This window comes from Actinomadura soli, assembly GCF_005889715.1.
Taxonomy (GTDB): domain Bacteria; phylum Actinomycetota; class Actinomycetes; order Streptosporangiales; family Streptosporangiaceae; genus Spirillospora; species Spirillospora soli.
This window is the reverse complement of sequence record NZ_VCKW01000088.1, coordinates 14,602-30,393: the sequence shown is the minus strand read 5'-3', so window position 1 is coordinate 30,393 and position 15,792 is coordinate 14,602. Positions and strand designations below refer to the sequence as shown.

The 15,792-nt window shown below is 73.3% G+C and carries 11 protein-coding genes and 1 pseudogene; 3 read left to right on the top strand and 9 right to left on the bottom strand.

All coding sequences use genetic code 11. The annotated features are described in order from the left end of the window. Together ETD83_RS18535 and larC are read left to right on the top strand one after the other, a co-directional pair. Positions 1 to 350 (top strand): AIR carboxylase family protein (locus tag ETD83_RS18535; protein WP_171064316.1); only part of this gene is annotated, 350 nt, incomplete at its 5' end. Then, complete coding sequence (larC, locus tag ETD83_RS18530; RefSeq protein WP_138646384.1) at positions 347 to 1,072, top strand: nickel pincer cofactor biosynthesis protein LarC; 726 nt, start codon at positions 347 to 349, stop codon at positions 1,070 to 1,072. The genes ETD83_RS18535 and larC, both read left to right, overlap by 4 nt. 64 nt (positions 1,073 to 1,136) lie before the next feature. Here the strand turns inward: larC and ETD83_RS18525 are convergent, their stop codons facing one another. Genes ETD83_RS18525 through ETD83_RS18510 form a run of 4 tightly spaced genes read right to left on the bottom strand, consistent with a single transcriptional unit; the run spans position 1,137 to position 7,190 of the window. Further along, positions 1,137 to 2,072 (bottom strand): lysophospholipid acyltransferase family protein, encoded by a 936-nt coding sequence (locus tag ETD83_RS18525; RefSeq protein ID WP_138646383.1) that lies wholly within the window; start codon positions 2,070 to 2,072, stop codon positions 1,137 to 1,139. Further along, a complete protein-coding gene (locus tag ETD83_RS18520; RefSeq protein WP_138646382.1) occupies positions 2,069 to 3,646 on the bottom strand; it encodes a lactate racemase domain-containing protein in 1,578 nt (525 codons plus the stop codon). Before ETD83_RS18520 ends, ETD83_RS18525 begins: the two co-directional genes overlap by 4 nt. Further along, positions 3,643 to 4,881: a zinc-dependent alcohol dehydrogenase gene (locus ETD83_RS18515; RefSeq protein WP_138646381.1), complete on the bottom strand. Its 1,239-nt coding sequence runs from the start codon at positions 4,879 to 4,881 to the stop codon at positions 3,643 to 3,645. Before ETD83_RS18515 ends, ETD83_RS18520 begins: the two co-directional genes overlap by 4 nt. Further along, complete coding sequence (locus tag ETD83_RS18510) at positions 4,878 to 7,190, bottom strand: HAD-IB family hydrolase (RefSeq protein ID WP_138646380.1); 2,313 nt, start codon at positions 7,188 to 7,190, stop codon at positions 4,878 to 4,880. The genes ETD83_RS18515 and ETD83_RS18510 overlap by 4 nt, the downstream gene beginning before the upstream one ends. Before the next feature lie 119 nt (positions 7,191 to 7,309). Between ETD83_RS18510 and ETD83_RS18505 the strand changes: the two are divergent. Continuing rightward, positions 7,310 to 8,497, top strand: a pseudogene (locus ETD83_RS18505) (RNA-guided endonuclease InsQ/TnpB family protein); the annotation flags it as partial. 38 nt (positions 8,498 to 8,535) lie between these two features. On the opposite strand, the gene ETD83_RS18500 reads toward ETD83_RS18505, so the two are convergent. The 5 genes from ETD83_RS18500 to ETD83_RS18480 form a co-directional block, all read right to left on the bottom strand. Beyond that, positions 8,536 to 9,456: a ferritin-like domain-containing protein gene (locus tag ETD83_RS18500; protein ID WP_138646378.1), complete on the bottom strand. Its 921-nt coding sequence runs from the start codon at positions 9,454 to 9,456 to the stop codon at positions 8,536 to 8,538. Between the two features lie 10 nt (positions 9,457 to 9,466). Continuing rightward, positions 9,467 to 11,359, bottom strand: coding sequence for a sensor histidine kinase (locus tag ETD83_RS18495; RefSeq protein ID WP_138646377.1), 1,893 nt, complete (start codon positions 11,357 to 11,359; stop codon positions 9,467 to 9,469). A gap of 250 nt (positions 11,360 to 11,609) precedes the next feature. Further along, positions 11,610 to 14,201 carry a helix-turn-helix transcriptional regulator gene (locus ETD83_RS18490; protein WP_138646376.1) on the bottom strand — a complete coding sequence of 864 codons (2,592 nt, stop codon included), beginning with the start codon at positions 14,199 to 14,201 and terminating at the stop codon, positions 11,610 to 11,612. Positions 14,202 to 14,320: 119 nt separating this feature from the next. Further along, positions 14,321 to 14,935, bottom strand: a complete 615-nt coding sequence (locus ETD83_RS18485) for a response regulator (RefSeq protein WP_230421006.1) — start codon at positions 14,933 to 14,935, stop codon at positions 14,321 to 14,323. A gap of 64 nt (positions 14,936 to 14,999) precedes the next feature. Next, positions 15,000 to 15,713 carry a TetR/AcrR family transcriptional regulator gene (locus ETD83_RS18480; protein WP_205717749.1) on the bottom strand — a complete coding sequence of 238 codons (714 nt, stop codon included), beginning with the start codon at positions 15,711 to 15,713 and terminating at the stop codon, positions 15,000 to 15,002. Positions 15,714 to 15,792: the final 79 nt, after the last annotated feature.

Here is a 15,792-nt window from a genome sequence, read left to right as displayed (position 1 = left end):
TGGTGGCGGAGGAGGCGATGGCGGGGGCGGCGGCGTTCGGGCTGGACGTCGCGCTGATCGCCGACGTCGGCGTGGCGGGGCTGCATCGGCTGCTGGCCGTCCGGGAGCGGCTGGACGAGGCGCGGCTGCTGATCGTCGCGGCGGGCATGGACGGGGCGCTGCCGTCGGTCACGGCGCGGCTGACGTCCCGTCCGGTGATCGCGGTGCCGACCAGCGTCGGCTACGGCAGTTCGAGCGGCGGCCTCGCGGCGCTGGCCGCGCTGCTGAACTCCGGGGCGCCCGGTCTGGCCGTCACCGGCATCGACGACGGGCTCGGAGCCGCCGTACTAGCGCGAAGGATGCTCAGATGAAGATCGCGTATTTCAACTGCTTCGCCGGGGTGGCCGGGGACATGGCGCTCGGGTCGCTGCTCGACGCGGGCGCCGATCTCGGCGAGGTGCGGGCCATGCTGAAGGGGCTGGACGTCCCCGGCTGGTCCCTGGACGTCGAGCGGGTCTCGCGGCGCGGGATCGCCGCCACGCGCGCGATCGTGGACGTCGAGGACGATGCCGTGTCGCGCACGCATGCCGTCATCGAGGAGATCGTCACCGCGGCGCCGCTGCCGGGGCGGGTGCGGGCGCGGGCGCTCGACGTGTTCCGGACGCTGGCCGAGGCCGAGGGCGCGGTGCACGGGACGCCGCCGGAGAACGTGCACTTCCACGAGGTCGGCGGGCATGACGCCATCGTCGACATCGTCGGGACGTGCGCCGCGCTGGAGACGCTGGGTGTGGATGAGGTGCGGGCCGCGCCCATTCCGGTCGGACGGGGGTTCATCCGGTGTCGTCACGGGCTGATCCCTAACCCGGGGCCTGCTGTTGTCGAGCTTGTGGCCCGCGCCCGCGCGCCGATCCAGGGGCACGACATCGACTCCGAGATGGCCACCCCGACGGGCACCGCGCTGCTGGTCACGCTGGCGACGGCGTTCGGGCCAATGCCGTCGATGACCGTCACCGGGAACGGGTTCGGCGCCGGGACGAAGATCTTCGGGGACTTCCCCAACGTGACTCAGGTGGTCCTCGGCGAGACCGCCTGAAAGCGGAAGGGCGCCCGCCGGACGTCGTTGGCCGGCGGGCGCCCTCGCTTGGATCACGCCGCGCTCAGCGGCGCCGCCAGATGCGGTGGTGGCTGGACGACGGCGCCTCCGGACGGGTCGACTCCCACTTGCGGCGCCACTCGGACGCGTCCGGCCCGCGGGGCGCGCGGCGGCGGTCGGGGGCGTGCAGGGACGTCCACCAGTCCTCGTCGTGCTCGACCCAGAGGCGGCCCATCTCGTCCTCCAGGCGGGCGTTGAAGGCGCTCGTCGACTCGTCCGGGTCGGGGTCGAGCGGCTTGCCGTAGCGCACGGACACGACCGGGCGGCCCTTCTTCGGCCAGAACCCGCCGCGCGGCATCGCCTGGTACGTGCCGCGCAGCACCAGCGGCACGGCCGGGACGCCCTGGTCGCGGCACAGCAGCGACGCGCCCATCCGGAACCGGCGGGCCCAGCCGTCCGTCGAGCGGGTGCCCTCCGGGTAGATGAGCAGGCTCCACCCGTCCTGCAGCAGCTCGGACGCCAGGTCGAGCGCCCCGCCCGAGCCGCGCCGCTCGATCGGGAACGCGTTGAACGTCAGCGCGGTCGCGACCGCGCGCCAGCGGGCGTCGAAGAAGTAGTCGGCCGCCGCGGCGACCGCGACCCGATTGCGGATCCGGACCGGCAGCGAGCCGAGGATCAGCGGCGTGTCCAGGTGGCTCGCGTGGTTCGCCACGAACACGACCGGGCCCCTGAGCTCGTCGAGGACGTCCGCGCCGTGGATCTCGGGACGGGTCTGGCTCCACGTGACCGTCCTGAGGATGCCGTCGAACGCGACCTTCCGGGCGGCGATGGCGAGCGGCGTCCGCGCCCACTCGGTCGGGAACGGCCGGCTCTGCGGGACCTCCTGCCACGGCTGCGCCGACCGGGGCGCGGGGGCCCGGCCGCGCCAGTCGCGCCCGCGCCGCAGCAGCCGGACCTCTTCGGCGAGCTTCATCCGGCCGCCCTTACGCCCGCCGCTCATCGGACGTCCGCCAGCGTCATCGGCGGGGTGTGCAGGTAGGTCAGGGACGGGCTGCGGCCGACGGTCTCGCCCGCCATCTCCAGCGCGTCCGCGAGGGTGCTGGCCGCGCGGAACCCGAGCCGGGACGCGACACGGCGGTCCGCGCCGACGCAGATGACGTCGCCGAGGTGCGACAGCGCGTGCGCGCCCCAGTACCACATGTAGAACGGGTGTACGCCGTGGTAGGCGTACGAATTCCGGTACAGGTGGACGTACCAGGGGTCGGTCGCGTATTGCTCCTCGTACTTCGTCTCGATGGTCGCCGGGTCGGTCGTCTGCGTCAGCACCTCCTCGTAGAAGTCGATGTAGCTCGGGTGGTGCAGCGGATGGAACTCCGACTTCATCGGGTGGTACATGATCAGCGCGCCGCCCTCCCGGACGAGCGGCTTGTTCTTGTACATGTTGAAGTAGTAGCCGAGCCCCAGGCTGTAAACGAGGATCGGGTTCATCACCGAGTTCACGTTGTACGGGCACAGGTACGGCAGGCCCAGCATGAGGACGTCCGACTGGCCCTGGACCTCGGTGAGCTGCTGGCGGTGCACGTTGGCGAGGGTCTTCTCGTGGACGAGGTCCGTCGCGCCCGCGTGCACCCCGGTGATCCCGTAGGGGGCGCGCATCCCCTGCCACACCTTGTGCCGGGCGCCCGCCGGGGCGAGGTCGTTGGCGCGCTTGCCGGCGAGGAACTTCGCCTGGTCCTTGAGCGTCCACTCCCATTCGCGCTTGTTGAGGAACTCGAACGGCGACGGGAACTGGTCGTTGTTGACCGTGCACTCGATGTGGAACACCCGCACCGACTCCGACAGCAGCTTGTGCATCCGGTCGTACGAGTGGTGCATCGCCGAATTGGGCGGGTCGTTGAACGACCGGGATTCCCGCAGCGTGTGGACGTTGTGGTGGTGCCGCAGGCTCTTGTACGACGCCAGCCCCACCGCCACGGACTTCGCGCCGCCGCTCATCGCGACCAGCGTGATGTTCACGTACACGATGAGGTCGCTCTCGGCGGCCCGCTTGTTGATCTCCACGTCCTCGCCGTGCCGGGTCTGCCCGAGCAGGGTGAGGTTGTCGCGGTCCTCGGCGTCGTGGTTGCCGAGCTTGTCCGGCCAGAACGAGTTGAAGACGCGCTCGCCGACGATGTGCTTGATCTCGGCGGGCGTCATCCGGCGGTGCAGGGCGTTGCCGGCGATCAGCTCGACGTCGTCCACGCCGGCGGCCGCGGCCATCTCCAGCACCTGCTCGATCACCCGGCCCCGGACGTCCGGCGCCCGCATCGGCGGCAGCGGCAGCGACAGGTCGTCGAACACGATCGTCAGCCGCATGCCGGAGTGCAGCAGCTCGGGGAGCGGCTCGCTGCCGAGCGGGTTCAGCAGCGCGTCGCGGATGCGGCCGGTCACGTCGCGGACACCGGGCAGCGAGTCCGGCGGGTAGATGACGCGGGTACCGAGCGGGAACCGCTCCAGCCGGAACCCTTCTCCTTCGTGCACGAGAAGCGGGGGCGTCCGCTCGTCCACCTCCAGAACGAGTCCCGGTCTGCTCATCTAACGGCTCCTTCGCGATCGAGGTGGTCGGAGGTTTCGCCAAGCGAGGGTCTGTCCCCGTTCTGGGGGTCGAAGGCGATTTTGACGCTGCCGGAGCGTCCGGCGGACAGGGCGTGCGACAGCGCGTCCCGCCAGCGGGTGAGGGGGTAGACGCTGTCGACGAAGCCGCCGAGCGCGTCGTGCGAGGCCAGGTCGATCGCTGCCTGGAAGTCGTCCGCGCCGCGGCTGGCGTAGGAGCCGACGATGTTCAGCTCCCGGTACCAGGCGGGCGTCAGGTCGACGGGCTTGGCCGGCATGCCGGACAGCAGCACCGTCCCGCCCGCGCGGACGAGCCGCAGCGCGGTGTCGAGCCCTTCGCCGCCGGTGCACTCGACGACGATGTCCGCGCCGCCGAGCAGGTAGCCGGGGCCGAGCTCGGGACGGACGAGCGAGCCGCCGGTGATGCGCCGCAGCCCGCGCAGCGCCGCCGACGGGTCGATGGTCTCGGTGGCGCCGAGGGCGCGGGCGCGGCGCCGCTGGCCCGCGTGGCGGGCGATGACCGTGATCGGCCCGGCGGGGGTCAGCTCGCGCAGCGCGAGGACGGTCAGCAGCCCGACCGTCCCGGCGCCGACCACGACGATCGACGTCCCGCGCGGCACCTCGATGCGGCGGACCGACCGGACCGCGCACGCGAGCGGCTCGGCCAGCACGGCCCGCTCGGACGGCAGCGACTCCGGCACCCGGTGCAGCTGGCTGCGGTGCGCGACGAGGCGCTCCGACCAGCCGCCGCCCGTGTCCGCGCAGAACCCGGTCTGGAGCCCGGCCGAGATCCGCCCGGCGTTCACGTGGTCGCAGCGGTTCTCGTTGCCCTCCGCGCAGGGCGGGCACGGGCCGGTGCCGCGCGCCCGGCACGGCAGCACCGGGTCGAGGACGACGCGGGTCCCGGCGGGCATGCCGTCGCCGGCGTCGTCCATCAGCTCGGCGACGATCTCGTGGCCGGGCACGAACGGCATCGAGGTCAGCGGCGCCAGGTACGGGGAGACCTTCCCGGCCGCCATCGCCAGGTCGGAGCCGCAGATCCCGGACAGGACGGGACGCAGCCGCACCCAGCCGGGGCCGGGCGTGCCGGGCGGGGGCTTGGACGTCAGCCGCAGCGGCGCCAGCGACGGGACGGCGGCCGGACGGAGCCGTCCCGGCAGCCGCGCCGCGGCCAGGTAGCGGGCGGGGGAGCGGTGGTACTCCAGTGCCAGGATCATCGGACCCCACCTTTCTGAGCCGTCCCTTGCAGGGCGGCGTCCAGGAGCGTGGAGACGGCGCCGGAGTCGCCGTCCCAGTCCGCGATCGTCCAGCGCTGCCGCTTGGCGTGCCGGTACAGGCGGGCGTCGGGGTTCACCGCGACGGGGTTCCCCACCTGCTGGAGGACCGGGAGGTCAGAGTAGTGGTCACCGTAGGCCCAGCTTCCGGCGAGGTCGACGCCCTCGTCGCGGGCCCAGGCGCGCAGCCACGCGGCACGGGACTCCCCGATGAGCGGCGGCTGCTCGAAGCTGCCGGTGCAGCGTCCGTCGACCACCCGGAGGTGCGCGGCCAGCATGTCGTCGAAGAGCGTGCGGAGCGGCTCGACGAAGACGTCCAGGGTGCCGGTGAGCAGGACGGTGCGGTGCCCGGCGGCGCGGTGGTTGCGGATGCGGCGGATCGCCTGTGGCCAGGCGCGGCGCAGCAGCACGTCGCCCAGCCTGTCGCGGGCCAGCGCCCGTAGCTGCTCCTCGTCCGCGCCCTCGTAGCGCTGGACGAACTCGCGCAGGAACTCGCCCCGGTCGCGGTGCTCGGTGCGCAGGTAGTGCGGCACCTTCCGCAGGACGGGCAGCAGTGTGTTCGGCCACGCCTTCAGCGGGGCGTCCAGCAGCCTGGCCCACAGGTGCGCCTCGACGACGTCGGACGCGACGATCGTGCCGTCGAGGTCGAACACGGCGACGACGTCGCTCCTCTCCTCCAACTGGACGGCCTGCGGCTTCGGGCGCGCCGACGTCCCGATCGGGCGCGGCAGCGGGGACGGCGCCTGCACGTGGCGGAACGCGGACGTCACGGCGGGGCAGTGCACGTCGCGGAGGTAGTGCGCCCAGTCGATGACGGCCGAGTCGCAGCCCGCGTCGTCCGCGAGCGAGCGGTTGAGCGCGAGCGTGGCGGTGTCGGCGTAGACGACCTCGGCGGCGCCGTACGCGCCGTACAGGTCGCGGTAGCGGCGCAGCATCCGGACCTCGCGGCCCTGCTTGTACAGGTTGCGCTGCCAGCCGCGGGTACGGTCGCCGCTCGGCAGCATCATCAGCGCTTTCTCGGCGACGTCCATGGCGCGCTCGGCGGTGCCGAGCATGCGTTCGGCGCGTCCCTCGCTGAGCAGCGTCAGCTCGCGCGGGCGGATCGCGCCGCGCCCGTCGGTCCCGGGCAGCGGATGCTCGTCGAAGTACTCCTTGACGAGCTCCACAAGCCGTTGCAGCGTCAGCGGGTTCCGCGCCCCGGACCCGACGTGGTAGTACGCGGGCGACCCCGGCTCGGGCGGCACGGCGGCGGCGGCGAGCAGCGCGCTCACGACCAGGTCGACCGGGATGATGTCGACGACGCCGTCCGCGATCCCGGCCAGCGCCCGCAGCATGCCCTGCCCGTAGGCGAGGATCAGCGGGTCCGCCATCTTGAACCCGTCGATCCAGCCCGGGTACGGGAGCTTCAGGGCGCTCTCCACGATCGCGGGACGGACGATCGACAGCGGCACGTCGCTCGCCGTCTGCTCGGCGGCGCGTTCGCCAAGGGCCTTGGTGAGGGTGTAGACGTCCGGCCAGCCGAGGCTGCGGGCCCGTTCGCGCCCGTACGCGACGAGCCGGTCGTCGACCTCCTCGCGGCGGCGGCGCTCGGTGTCGGCGGCCACGGCGGTCGGGCCCGCCTTGCCCTGCTCCTTCAGCGCGGCGGCGCGGAGCCGTCCGAGGACCTCGGGACGCCGCGAGTCGCGCTCCACCGACCGGCGCGCGGCCACCGCGCACTCCAGCTCGGTCTCCCAGTCGATGGCGTGGTCGAGGGTCGTCTCCGGGACGATGCCCTTCCGGGACCCCGCCACGTACGCCGTCGACACGTGCACGATGTGCGGCGTCTTCCCCGTCCGCCGCCCGGCCCGCCGGACGGCCTCGTACAGCTCGACGGTGCCGACGACGTTCGTCTGGAACGCCTCGTCGATCGGCGGGTCGAACGACACGATCGACGCGCCGTGGATGACGGCGTCGATGTCGTCCGGCAGCTCCGGCACGGACTCGGTGAGGTCGGCCGGCACCACCCGCACCCGTTCCCGCACGATGGCGCGGGCCGCGTCGTCGCCGACGCGCTCCCGCCACGGCCAGAACACCGGCTTCTCGACCACCTCGTCCAGCCGCTGGTCGGCGGTGACGCCCGGTTTCTCCCGGAGCACCGCGACGACACGGGTCTCGGGGTGCCGGGACAGGACGCGCTCCAGCAGCGCCTGCCCGATGAAACCGGTGACGCCGGTGAGCAGGACGGTACGTCCTGCCAGGCCGTCTTCGCTCATTGTTCTCCTTGAAGCGTGGAGACCCCCGCCATCAGGCGTGGGGAGGAAACGTGGCGCGGGGCCGCGGGAATGCGAACATGTGTACGACTCCCGGTCGCTCTCCGAATATGATGAATTACATGACGCAGTTGGTGAAGCGGGCCTACAAGTACCGCTTCACCCCCACCCCCGGGCAGGCTGAAGAGCTCGCCCGGACGTTCGGGTGCGTCCGCCTCGTCTACAACATGGCGCTGCAGGAACGCTCTCGCGCCTACGCCGCAGACGGCCGGAAGATCTCCTACGCGCAGACCTCCGCGATGCTGACGGCCTGGAAGAGGACGCCGGAGCTGGCGTTCCTTGGCGAGGTGTCCTCGGTCCCGTTGCAGCAGGCCCTGCGGCACCTGCAAGCAGGTTTCGCCAACTTCTTCGCCAAGCGCACCGGGTACCCAACGTTCAAGTCCCGCAAGAGGTCGCGGGCCTCGGCCGAGTACACCCGGTCGGCGTTCCGCTGGCGGGACGGGGCACTGACGCTGGCGAAGATGGACGGCCCGCTGAACGTTCGCTGGTCGCGTCCGTTGCCCGAGGGCGCCGACCCGTCCACCGTCACGGTCAGCCGGGACGCCGCAGGCCGCTGGTTCGTGTCCATCCTGGTGGAGGAGAAGATCGCTCCTCTGCCTCCTGCCAAGCGGACCGTGGGCGTGGACGCGGGGATCACTACCCTGGCCACCCTGTCGACCGGGGAGAAGGTCGTCAGACCCCGGTACGAGCGGCGCGACCGGCGCAGGCTGGCCAAGGCCCAGCAGGCGCTGTCGCGCAAGGTGAAGGGTTCGAAGAACCGGGACAAGGCCCGGCTCAGGGTCGCCAGGGTGCATGCCCGGATCGCCGACCGGCGGCGGGACTTTCTGCACAAGCTCACCACTCGGCTCGTCCGTGAGAACCAAACGGTCGTGATCGAGGATCTGACCGTCCGCAACATGCTCAAGAACCGTTCGCTGGCCCGCGCGATCTCCGACACCTCCTGGCGCCAGATGCGCGGCATGCTGGAATACAAGGCCGAGTGGTACGGCCGTGAGCTCGTCGTGGTCGACCGGTGGTTCCCCAGCTCGAAGCTGTGCAGCGGGTGCGGCACCCGGCAAGACGCGATGCCGCTGGGCGTCCGGTCGTGGCAGTGCGCGTGCGGCGCGGTGCACGACCGGGATGTGAACGCGGCCCGTAACATCCTCGCGGCCGGGCTGGCCGAGAGGTGAAACGCCTGTGGAGCCGGTGTAAGACCTCAAGGGTGCAAGCCCGGCGGGCGACTGGCGGCGAAGCAGGAAACCCGGCCCGCGAGGGTCGGAATCCCCCGGCTTCGGCTGTGGAGAGGAAGTCAAGCTGCTTGTGTCTCCCTGTGTACGCCGGCGTGGGCGAGCGCCCAGTCGGAGGCCATCTGGGGTATGCGGTGGCGCGGGAGCCGCTCCAGCGACCGGCGCCGCGCGTCCTCCGCGAGGGTCGCGCCGGCGAAACCGGGGAGCTGCGCGATGGTGGCGTCGAGGCGGCGCAGGCGGTCGAGGCCGCCGTCGTCGCCGAACAGCCAGACGAGTGCGAAGTCGCTCTCCTCCTGCGGGCGCAGGCCCGTCCCCACGGGGGCCCAGAGGCGCTGCATCGCCCACCGCGCCAGCCGCCGCGCCCGCGCGCTGCGCTCCAGCCGGAGCCGCGCCTGCGCCCGGTAGAACGCGAAATGGCGGCGCTCGTCCTTGATGATGCGCCGCAGGACGTCGCGCAGCACCGGGTTGTCGCTCTTCTCGATCATCGACTGGTAGCTGTTGATGGCGCTGAGCTCGTTCATCGCGCCCCACGTCATCTGGATCGCGACGAAGTCCTTCGTCAGCGCGGAGCCGAGCATCGACGCGAGATGCCCGGTGTAGACGCCGCGGCCGAGCGCGCGGCGGATCCGCTCGTTCCGCGCGACCTTGGTGGGATAGGGCGAGCGGGCGGTCACCCGTTCGCGGTCGGGCGCCAGCGTGAAGCCGGCCTCGCCGAGGAACCGGGAGAACGCCTCACCGTGCCAGAACTCCTCGTAGATCCAGCAGCTCATGAACGCCGTGATCTCCGGGTCGAACGCGGCCCGCGTCGCGAGCAGGTCGCGGGCGTACATCACGGTGTGCGTCTCGATGTCCATCATGAAGGTCAGCGTGCGCGCCTCCGCACCCGAGACGGGGAAGGAGGGAATCGTGTCCCACTCCACCCCCGACAGATCGACCGCCCTGGAGTTGCGCACGTAGCGGTCAAGGTCGAAGTCCAGCTTCATGTCCGGAACGCTAGGCACGGAAGGGGAGGGGCGAATCCGTCATGTGACGGGGCACTTCCCTGGTGCCCGGACCCGCCGCCAGAGGCACCTCCGCGACGAGTGTGAAGCCGCCTTTCCCGTCCGTTCCGGCGGACAGGGAGCCGCCGAGAGCGCCTGTGCGGGCCGTGAGGTTCGACAGGCCCTTCCCAGTGCCGGGGTCGGAGCCCGTGAACGACGGTGGGATGACCCCGTCGTTGTGCACCGTGAGCCGTACCGCGCCGTCGTCCACGGCGACCGTGACGGCGCAGTGCTCCGGATGCGCGTGCCGCAGCACGTTGGTGACGGATTCGCGGAGGACGGCGGCCAGCACGCCGTCCACCGGGGAGGACGGCGGCAGATCGGCCCCGTCCGGCAGGTCCACGTGGACGTCGGCGCCCGCGGCGGCGAGCGCGGCCCGCGCCGACACGGCCTCGTCGCGGAGGGACAGGGCGCGGTCGTCCTCGGCGACGGCGCGGGCCTCCGCCCGCGACCGCTCCGCCAGGTCGGCCAGCTCGCCGATCTCGGCGGCGGCGCGGGACGGGTCGGCGGTGACGAGCCGCCGCGCCAGCTCCGCCTTCACCGTGATCGTCGACAGCCCGAGGCCCAGCAGGTCGTGGACGTCGCGGGAGATGCGCAGCCGCTCGTGCAGCGCCGCCATCCGCGCCAGCCGCTCCCGGGCGACGTCGACCTCGCGGGCCAGCATCGGCAGCCGGTACAGCGCGTAGACGACCACGCCGATCTGGACCGAGATCGCGGACGTGTAGAGGTAGAACAGCGTGCCGTGCGACGTCCACAGCGCGGGCACGCACCACGCCACGATGGTGAGGGAGAACAGGATCCACGCCCAGCGTCCGCGCGAGACCAGGAGCACCGAGCCGGTCGCCAGGCACGCCATCGTCGCCCAGTCGGGGCCGAACACCGCGTACGGGACGAAGACCAGCAGGATCTGCGCGGAGAGCGTCCACGCGCTGCCGCGAGGGCGCCGCCTGCGCAGGACGGTCGAGGAGTGCCGCAGCACGAGCGCGGAGATCGCGGCCGTCACCGCCACGGCGCCGGCGGTGGCGCGCCAGGAGCCGTCTGTCCCCGCGTAGACGTAGATGACCTGCTGCCAGGCGAAGCCGGCGGTCAGGATGACCATGATCGTCCAGGCGAGTCGGGACTGCGTGACGCGGCCGGGCCGCTCCCGCCGCCGCGACGGGCCCTGCAGCGCGCCGACGATCGACCGGACGTCCGTCGCCGCGCGCCGGGCCGTCCGCGCGACCTCGTCCATGTCGTCGCGGGCCGCGGGCGCGTCGACCGGGAGCCGGTCGCGGGCGCGCCGGCTCACCTCCTCGATCCGGGTGAGCGCCGCGCCGAGCACCGCGCGGAGGCTGCCCGCCGCCTCCAGCCGCTCCCGCGCCGCCGCGGCCGCCGCGAACTGCGCCCGCGTCGCGTGCAGCTCCCGGACGAAACCCGACAGCCGGGTGATCGCGTACATCGAGATGCCGACGTTCACTGTCGCCATCACGCAGAACGACACGTCGACCGCAGACCAGCCCTGGTAGTAGCGCAGCAGGCCCTCGCCGGCCGCGACGCCCGCCACCATGAACCACGACAGCGGCGGGCGCAGCAGGAGCAGCATCGACCCGGCGAGGAACCCGCCCACGACCGGATACCAGTCGGTTCCGAACACCGCCAGCGGCAGCAGCGCCAGCGCGGTCTGCGTCGTCAGGTGCGTCCAGATCACCCACCGGCGGGGGCGCTGCGACCTCGGCCCGTACAGGACGAGCAGCCACTGCACGGCGAAGATGCCGGTGATCACGATGGTGGCCGACAGCAGCATGTGGGACGGGCCCGTCTCCGCCTGCTTCACCAGCCTCGTCTGCAGCATCAGGACGAGGTACATGCCGGTGATCGTGCGCGCGAAAAGGGGCGTCCGACCGGCGCGGCCGGCTGATTTCGCCGGCCCCGCCGGCGCGCCTCGCCGCCGCGCGGACTCGCCCTGTCGCGCCCTGGTCACGCTCTGCTCACCGGCCCCCCAACGCCGTCCCATCGGATGATGAAACGCCGGGGCCGCCGGATCAAGGGAAATAAGCGCTTGAATATTTTTTCGGAGCTATTTTTGTGGCGCGCGCGTCAGGCGGGGAACGTACCGGTCAGGCGGGGACATGCCGGTGCAGCTCGGCCCGGGACGCGACGCCGAGCTTCGGGAACGCCTTGTAGAGGTGGTAGGCGACCGTCCGGTGGCTCAGCCGCAGCCGCGCCGCGATCTGCCGGTTCGTCGCGCCGGTCATCGCCAGCCGGACGACCTGCATCTCCTGCGCGGTGAGTTGCCCGGGCAGGTCGTCGCCGCCCGTCCGGACGCCGCCCTGGCCCGCGGCCCGCAGCTCGCTGCGCGCCCGCTCCGCCCACGGGACCGCGCCGAGCCGCTCGAAGACGTCCAGCGCCGCGCGGAGCCGGGCCCTGGCCTGCGCGCGGCGCCGCGACCTGCGCAGCCACTCCCCGTACAGCAGCTCGGTGCGGGCGCGCTCGAACGGCCGCCCGCCTTCCCGGTGGGACGCGAGCGCGAGCGTGAAGTGCCGTTCCGCCTCGTCGGGATCGGCCGTGAGCAGCGCCCGGAAGCGGGCCGCGACGCCGTCGATCCACGGCTGCCCGGCGTCGCGGGCGAACGCCTCCAGCCGGGCCATCGGCTCGGCGCCCGCGCCGGGACGGTCCGCCGCGATGGCGGCCCCGACGGTGTCGATGAGCGCGACGATCTCCGGTGGGGTGCGGCCCGTGGCGTCCCGGTTGGCGTCCTGGAGGTGTTCCAGCGCGTCCTCGGGGCGGCCCAGGCCGAGGGCGAGCAGGCCGAGCGCGGCACCGGCCCGTCCGTCGCCGGACAGGGCGCGGCAGCGGACCTCGTCGCCCTCGATCGCCGCCTGCCGCGCCTGGACCGAGGTGACCACGGCCGCCTGCCGCCGCTGCCCCGTCCGCTCGGCGATCTCCAGCGCCTCGCGGGTCAGGGCGCGGGCCTCGTCGTGCTCACCGAGGAAGAGCCGCGACCACGCCTGGACGGCCAGCCCGCGCGGCACGAGGCCGAGCAGCCCCCGGCGGCGGCATCGGGCCACGAGGTGCGCGGACAGCTCGGCGGCCGCCGCGTCGTCCCCGGCCAGCAGGGTGACCTCGGCGGCGAGCAGCCGGAGCCGCTCGTCGTCGGTGGACGTGCGGGTCAGCAGCCGCAGGGCCGTGGGGACGTCGTCGTCGAGCAACGCCGAGAGTGCCCGGACCATGACCGATCCGTCCGCGAGCGCGTCCCTTGCCTGGACGGCCGTCGCTCGATCACCGCACGACCACGCGTGGAACACGGCCTCTTCCAGCATCCGCGCGCGGATCTCCGGATCGCCGTAGGCGTCGGCCCGCTCCAGCAGCATGCGGCCCGCCGCCTGCGGGACGCCGTGCTCCAGCTCGACGCCCGCCCGGACGATGTCGACCCGCGCCCTGGTGTCCTCCGCGTCGCCCGCGAGGGCCGCGTCGTCGGCCAGCGAGCGGGCCCGGACGAGCCGTCCGGCGGCGAGCTCCGCCTCCGCCGCGGCGGCGAGGCGGCGGGCGCGGACCTCCGGGTCCCCGGCGAGGCGGGCGGCGCGCTCGTAGGCGGCCGCCGCGCCGGACGGGCCCGTCCTCTCCCGGATGTCGTCGGCGGCGGACTCCAGCTCGGCGGCGACGGTCTCGTCCGTGCCGAGGGCCGCCGCGGCGAGGTGCCGGACCCGCAGGTCGGCGTCCCCCGCCCGCGCGTGCACCTCCGCGAGCGCCCGGTGGACGGCGATGCGCCGCGTGACCGGAACGCCCTGGTACGCGGCGGCGCGGAGCAGGGGATGCCGGAAGCCGATCGCGGTGCGGGTGACGGCCACCACGCCCGCGTCCTCCGCCGCCTCCAGCGCGCCGAACGGGACGCCGAGGTCCCGGGCCGCCTGGACGACCACGCCCGGCTCGCCGGAGTCGTCCGCGGCGGCGGCGGCGAGCAGCAGCCGCGCCGGTTCGGGCAGCTCGCGGACGGTGCGCTCGAACTCCGCCGGGACCCCGGCGAGACGTCCCGACCCGGCGGCGGCGAACTCGATGAGGGCGAGGGGGTTGCCGCGCGCCTGCTCCACCAGGTCGTCGCGCCGTTCGGCGGGCGTCCCGGGGGCGTGCTCGTCCAGCAGGCGGGCGGCGTCGGCGGCGTCCAGGCCGGTCAGGTGGCGTTCCGGGAGGCCGGTGCGTGACCAGCCGTCCCGCAGGGCGATGAGGAAGACGATGCCGCGCGAGGCGACGCGGCGGGCGGCGAACAGCAGCGCGTCCGCCGATTCCCGGTCGAGCCATTGCGCGTCGTCGATGAGGCACAGGAGGGGGGCATCGGCCGGTTCGCCGAGAAGGGTCAGCAGGGCCAAGCCGATGAGGAGCCTGTCGCCGGAGTCGGGGCGGGCCAGGCCGAGCGCGGCGCGCATCGCCGCGGCCTGCGGAGCGGGCAGGGCGTCGATCCGGTCGAGGCGGTCGCTGAGGAGGAGGTGCAGGGCCGCGAACGGGATCTCCGACTCCGCCTCGATCCCGCTCCCGCGCAGGACGTCCATTCCCCCCGCCCGCGCCGCGGCGTGGTCGAGCAGCGCGGTCTTGCCGATCCCCGCCTCGCCGCGCAGGATCAGGACGCCCCCGCCCGCGCCCGACCGGGCACGGTCGAGGAGCCGGTCGATCCCGGCGGTCTCGGCCGCGCGTCCGCGCAAAGGTTCCCCCACCATGCTCCGGAGCGTGTCACCGCGCGTTCGCCCCGGCCAGTGCGGTGCACACCGATCCGCATGTGAATCGTCCGGGGGTCGGACCATGCGTTTCTCATACGGGCGTCAAACCCGGACTTTGCTCACACCCAGCCGAACTCGCCGGCGATGCGGACGGCGTCGATCCGGTTGCGCGCGTTCAGCTTGGTGATGCAGCTCGCCAGGTAGTTGCGGACGGTCCCGACCGTGAGGCTGAGGGCGAGCGCGATGTCGTCCACGTCCGCGCCCTCGGCCGCCAGCCGCAGCACCTGCGCCTCCCGCGGCGTCAGCGGGCTCTCCGGCTGCCGCAGCGCCACCAGCGCGAGCTGCGGGTCGACCACCTGCTCGCCCGCCGCGACCCGCCGGATCGCGGCCGCCAGCTCGGCGGGCGGCACGTCCTTGAGGACGAACCCGTTCGCGTGCGCGTCCAGCGCCCGCCGCAGGTCGCCCGGACGGCCGAGGCCCGTCAGCATGAGCACCCGGCATTCGGGCAGCCGCTCGTGCAGCTCGGCGGCGGCGGTGACGCCGTCCACGCCGGGCAGGTCGACGTCCAGGACGGCGACGTCGGGCCGGTGCCGCAGCGCCGCCTTGACGATCGCGTCGCCGCTGCCGATCTCCGCCACGACCTCCAGGTCGGGTTCCAGACCGAGCAGCCCGGCCAGGGCGCCGCGCAGCAGCGCGACGTCCTCGGCGAGCAGGATCCGGATCGTTTGGGGCACGGTAGGAACCGTATCTACTGGCCCCGCGCTCAGCGGCGGCGTGTCCGCCGACGGCCGCGTGACATCACCGTTCAGGCTCGTCATCGACGATCACGTCCTCCACGGTCATCTGTCCGGGGCCGTCCGGCTCGCGGAAGACCGCCCTGATGAACAGTTCGGTGTGCCGCAGCGCCCGCGCCCGGGCCTCCTGCCGCTTCTCGGGAGCGGCGTCGGCGTGCAGCCACAGGAGCCGCGCCTGGCCGATGGGCCCGAACAGCGCCCAGGCCAGGTCGGCGGGACGGCCGAGATCGTCCGGGATCCGGCCCGCGTCGATCCACTGCTGGAACTGCGTGCCCAGCTCGTCCATGGACTGCGCGATGCCGTCGCCCATCTCGGCGCTGTGGACGAGCCCGTCCCGGACCATCAGGCTGATGAACAGCCGCCCGCTGGGCGAGTCCCAGGCGTCGAGGACGTGCGCGACCAGCGCGCGGACGTAGCCCGCCGGGTCGCGGCCGGCCAGCTCCCGGCCCAGGCTCTCCCGTCCGGTGACGAGGCCCTGCGGCCCGAGCTTCGCCACGGCCGCGTCGAAGATGTCCTGCTTGCTCGCGAAGTGCGCGTAGAGGACGCTCTCGCTCAGCCCGACCTCGCGGGCGATCGCGCGGATCGAGGTGCCCGTGTACCCCTTCTGCGCGAAGAGCCGCAGTGCCGCCTCGACGAGCTCGGACTTGGTGTCCCCGGCCTGCGTCTTCGGCGGTCGTCCTGGACGCCGCCGCGCCTGCCTCTCCGGCCTTATCGACACCTTCCGCTCCCTCCCCGATCCACCTGACCCGTTCGTACTACAAGTGCGGCGTGCCCGACAGGTCCACCGGTCTGCCCGG

What these genes read in the sequence shown, in the direction of transcription:
- larC (WP_138646384.1), top strand. Translation starts at nt 347, where the DNA reads ATGAAGATCGCGTATTTCAACTGCTTCGCCGGGGTGGCCGGGGACATG.
- ETD83_RS18525 (WP_138646383.1), bottom strand. Translation starts at nt 2,072, where the DNA reads ATGAGCGGCGGGCGTAAGGGCGGCCGGATGAAGCTCGCCGAAGAGGTC.
- ETD83_RS18520 (WP_138646382.1), bottom strand. Translation starts at nt 3,646, where the DNA reads ATGAGCAGACCGGGACTCGTTCTGGAGGTGGACGAGCGGACGCCCCCG.
- ETD83_RS18515 (WP_138646381.1), bottom strand. Translation starts at nt 4,881, where the DNA reads ATGATCCTGGCACTGGAGTACCACCGCTCCCCCGCCCGCTACCTGGCC.
- ETD83_RS18510 (WP_138646380.1), bottom strand. Translation starts at nt 7,190, where the DNA reads ATGAGCGAAGACGGCCTGGCAGGACGTACCGTCCTGCTCACCGGCGTC.
- ETD83_RS18500 (WP_138646378.1), bottom strand. Translation starts at nt 9,456, where the DNA reads ATGAAGCTGGACTTCGACCTTGACCGCTACGTGCGCAACTCCAGGGCG.
- ETD83_RS18495 (WP_138646377.1), bottom strand. Translation starts at nt 11,359, where the DNA reads ATGTACCTCGTCCTGATGCTGCAGACGAGGCTGGTGAAGCAGGCGGAG.
- ETD83_RS18490 (WP_138646376.1), bottom strand. Translation starts at nt 14,201, where the DNA reads ATGGTGGGGGAACCTTTGCGCGGACGCGCGGCCGAGACCGCCGGGATC.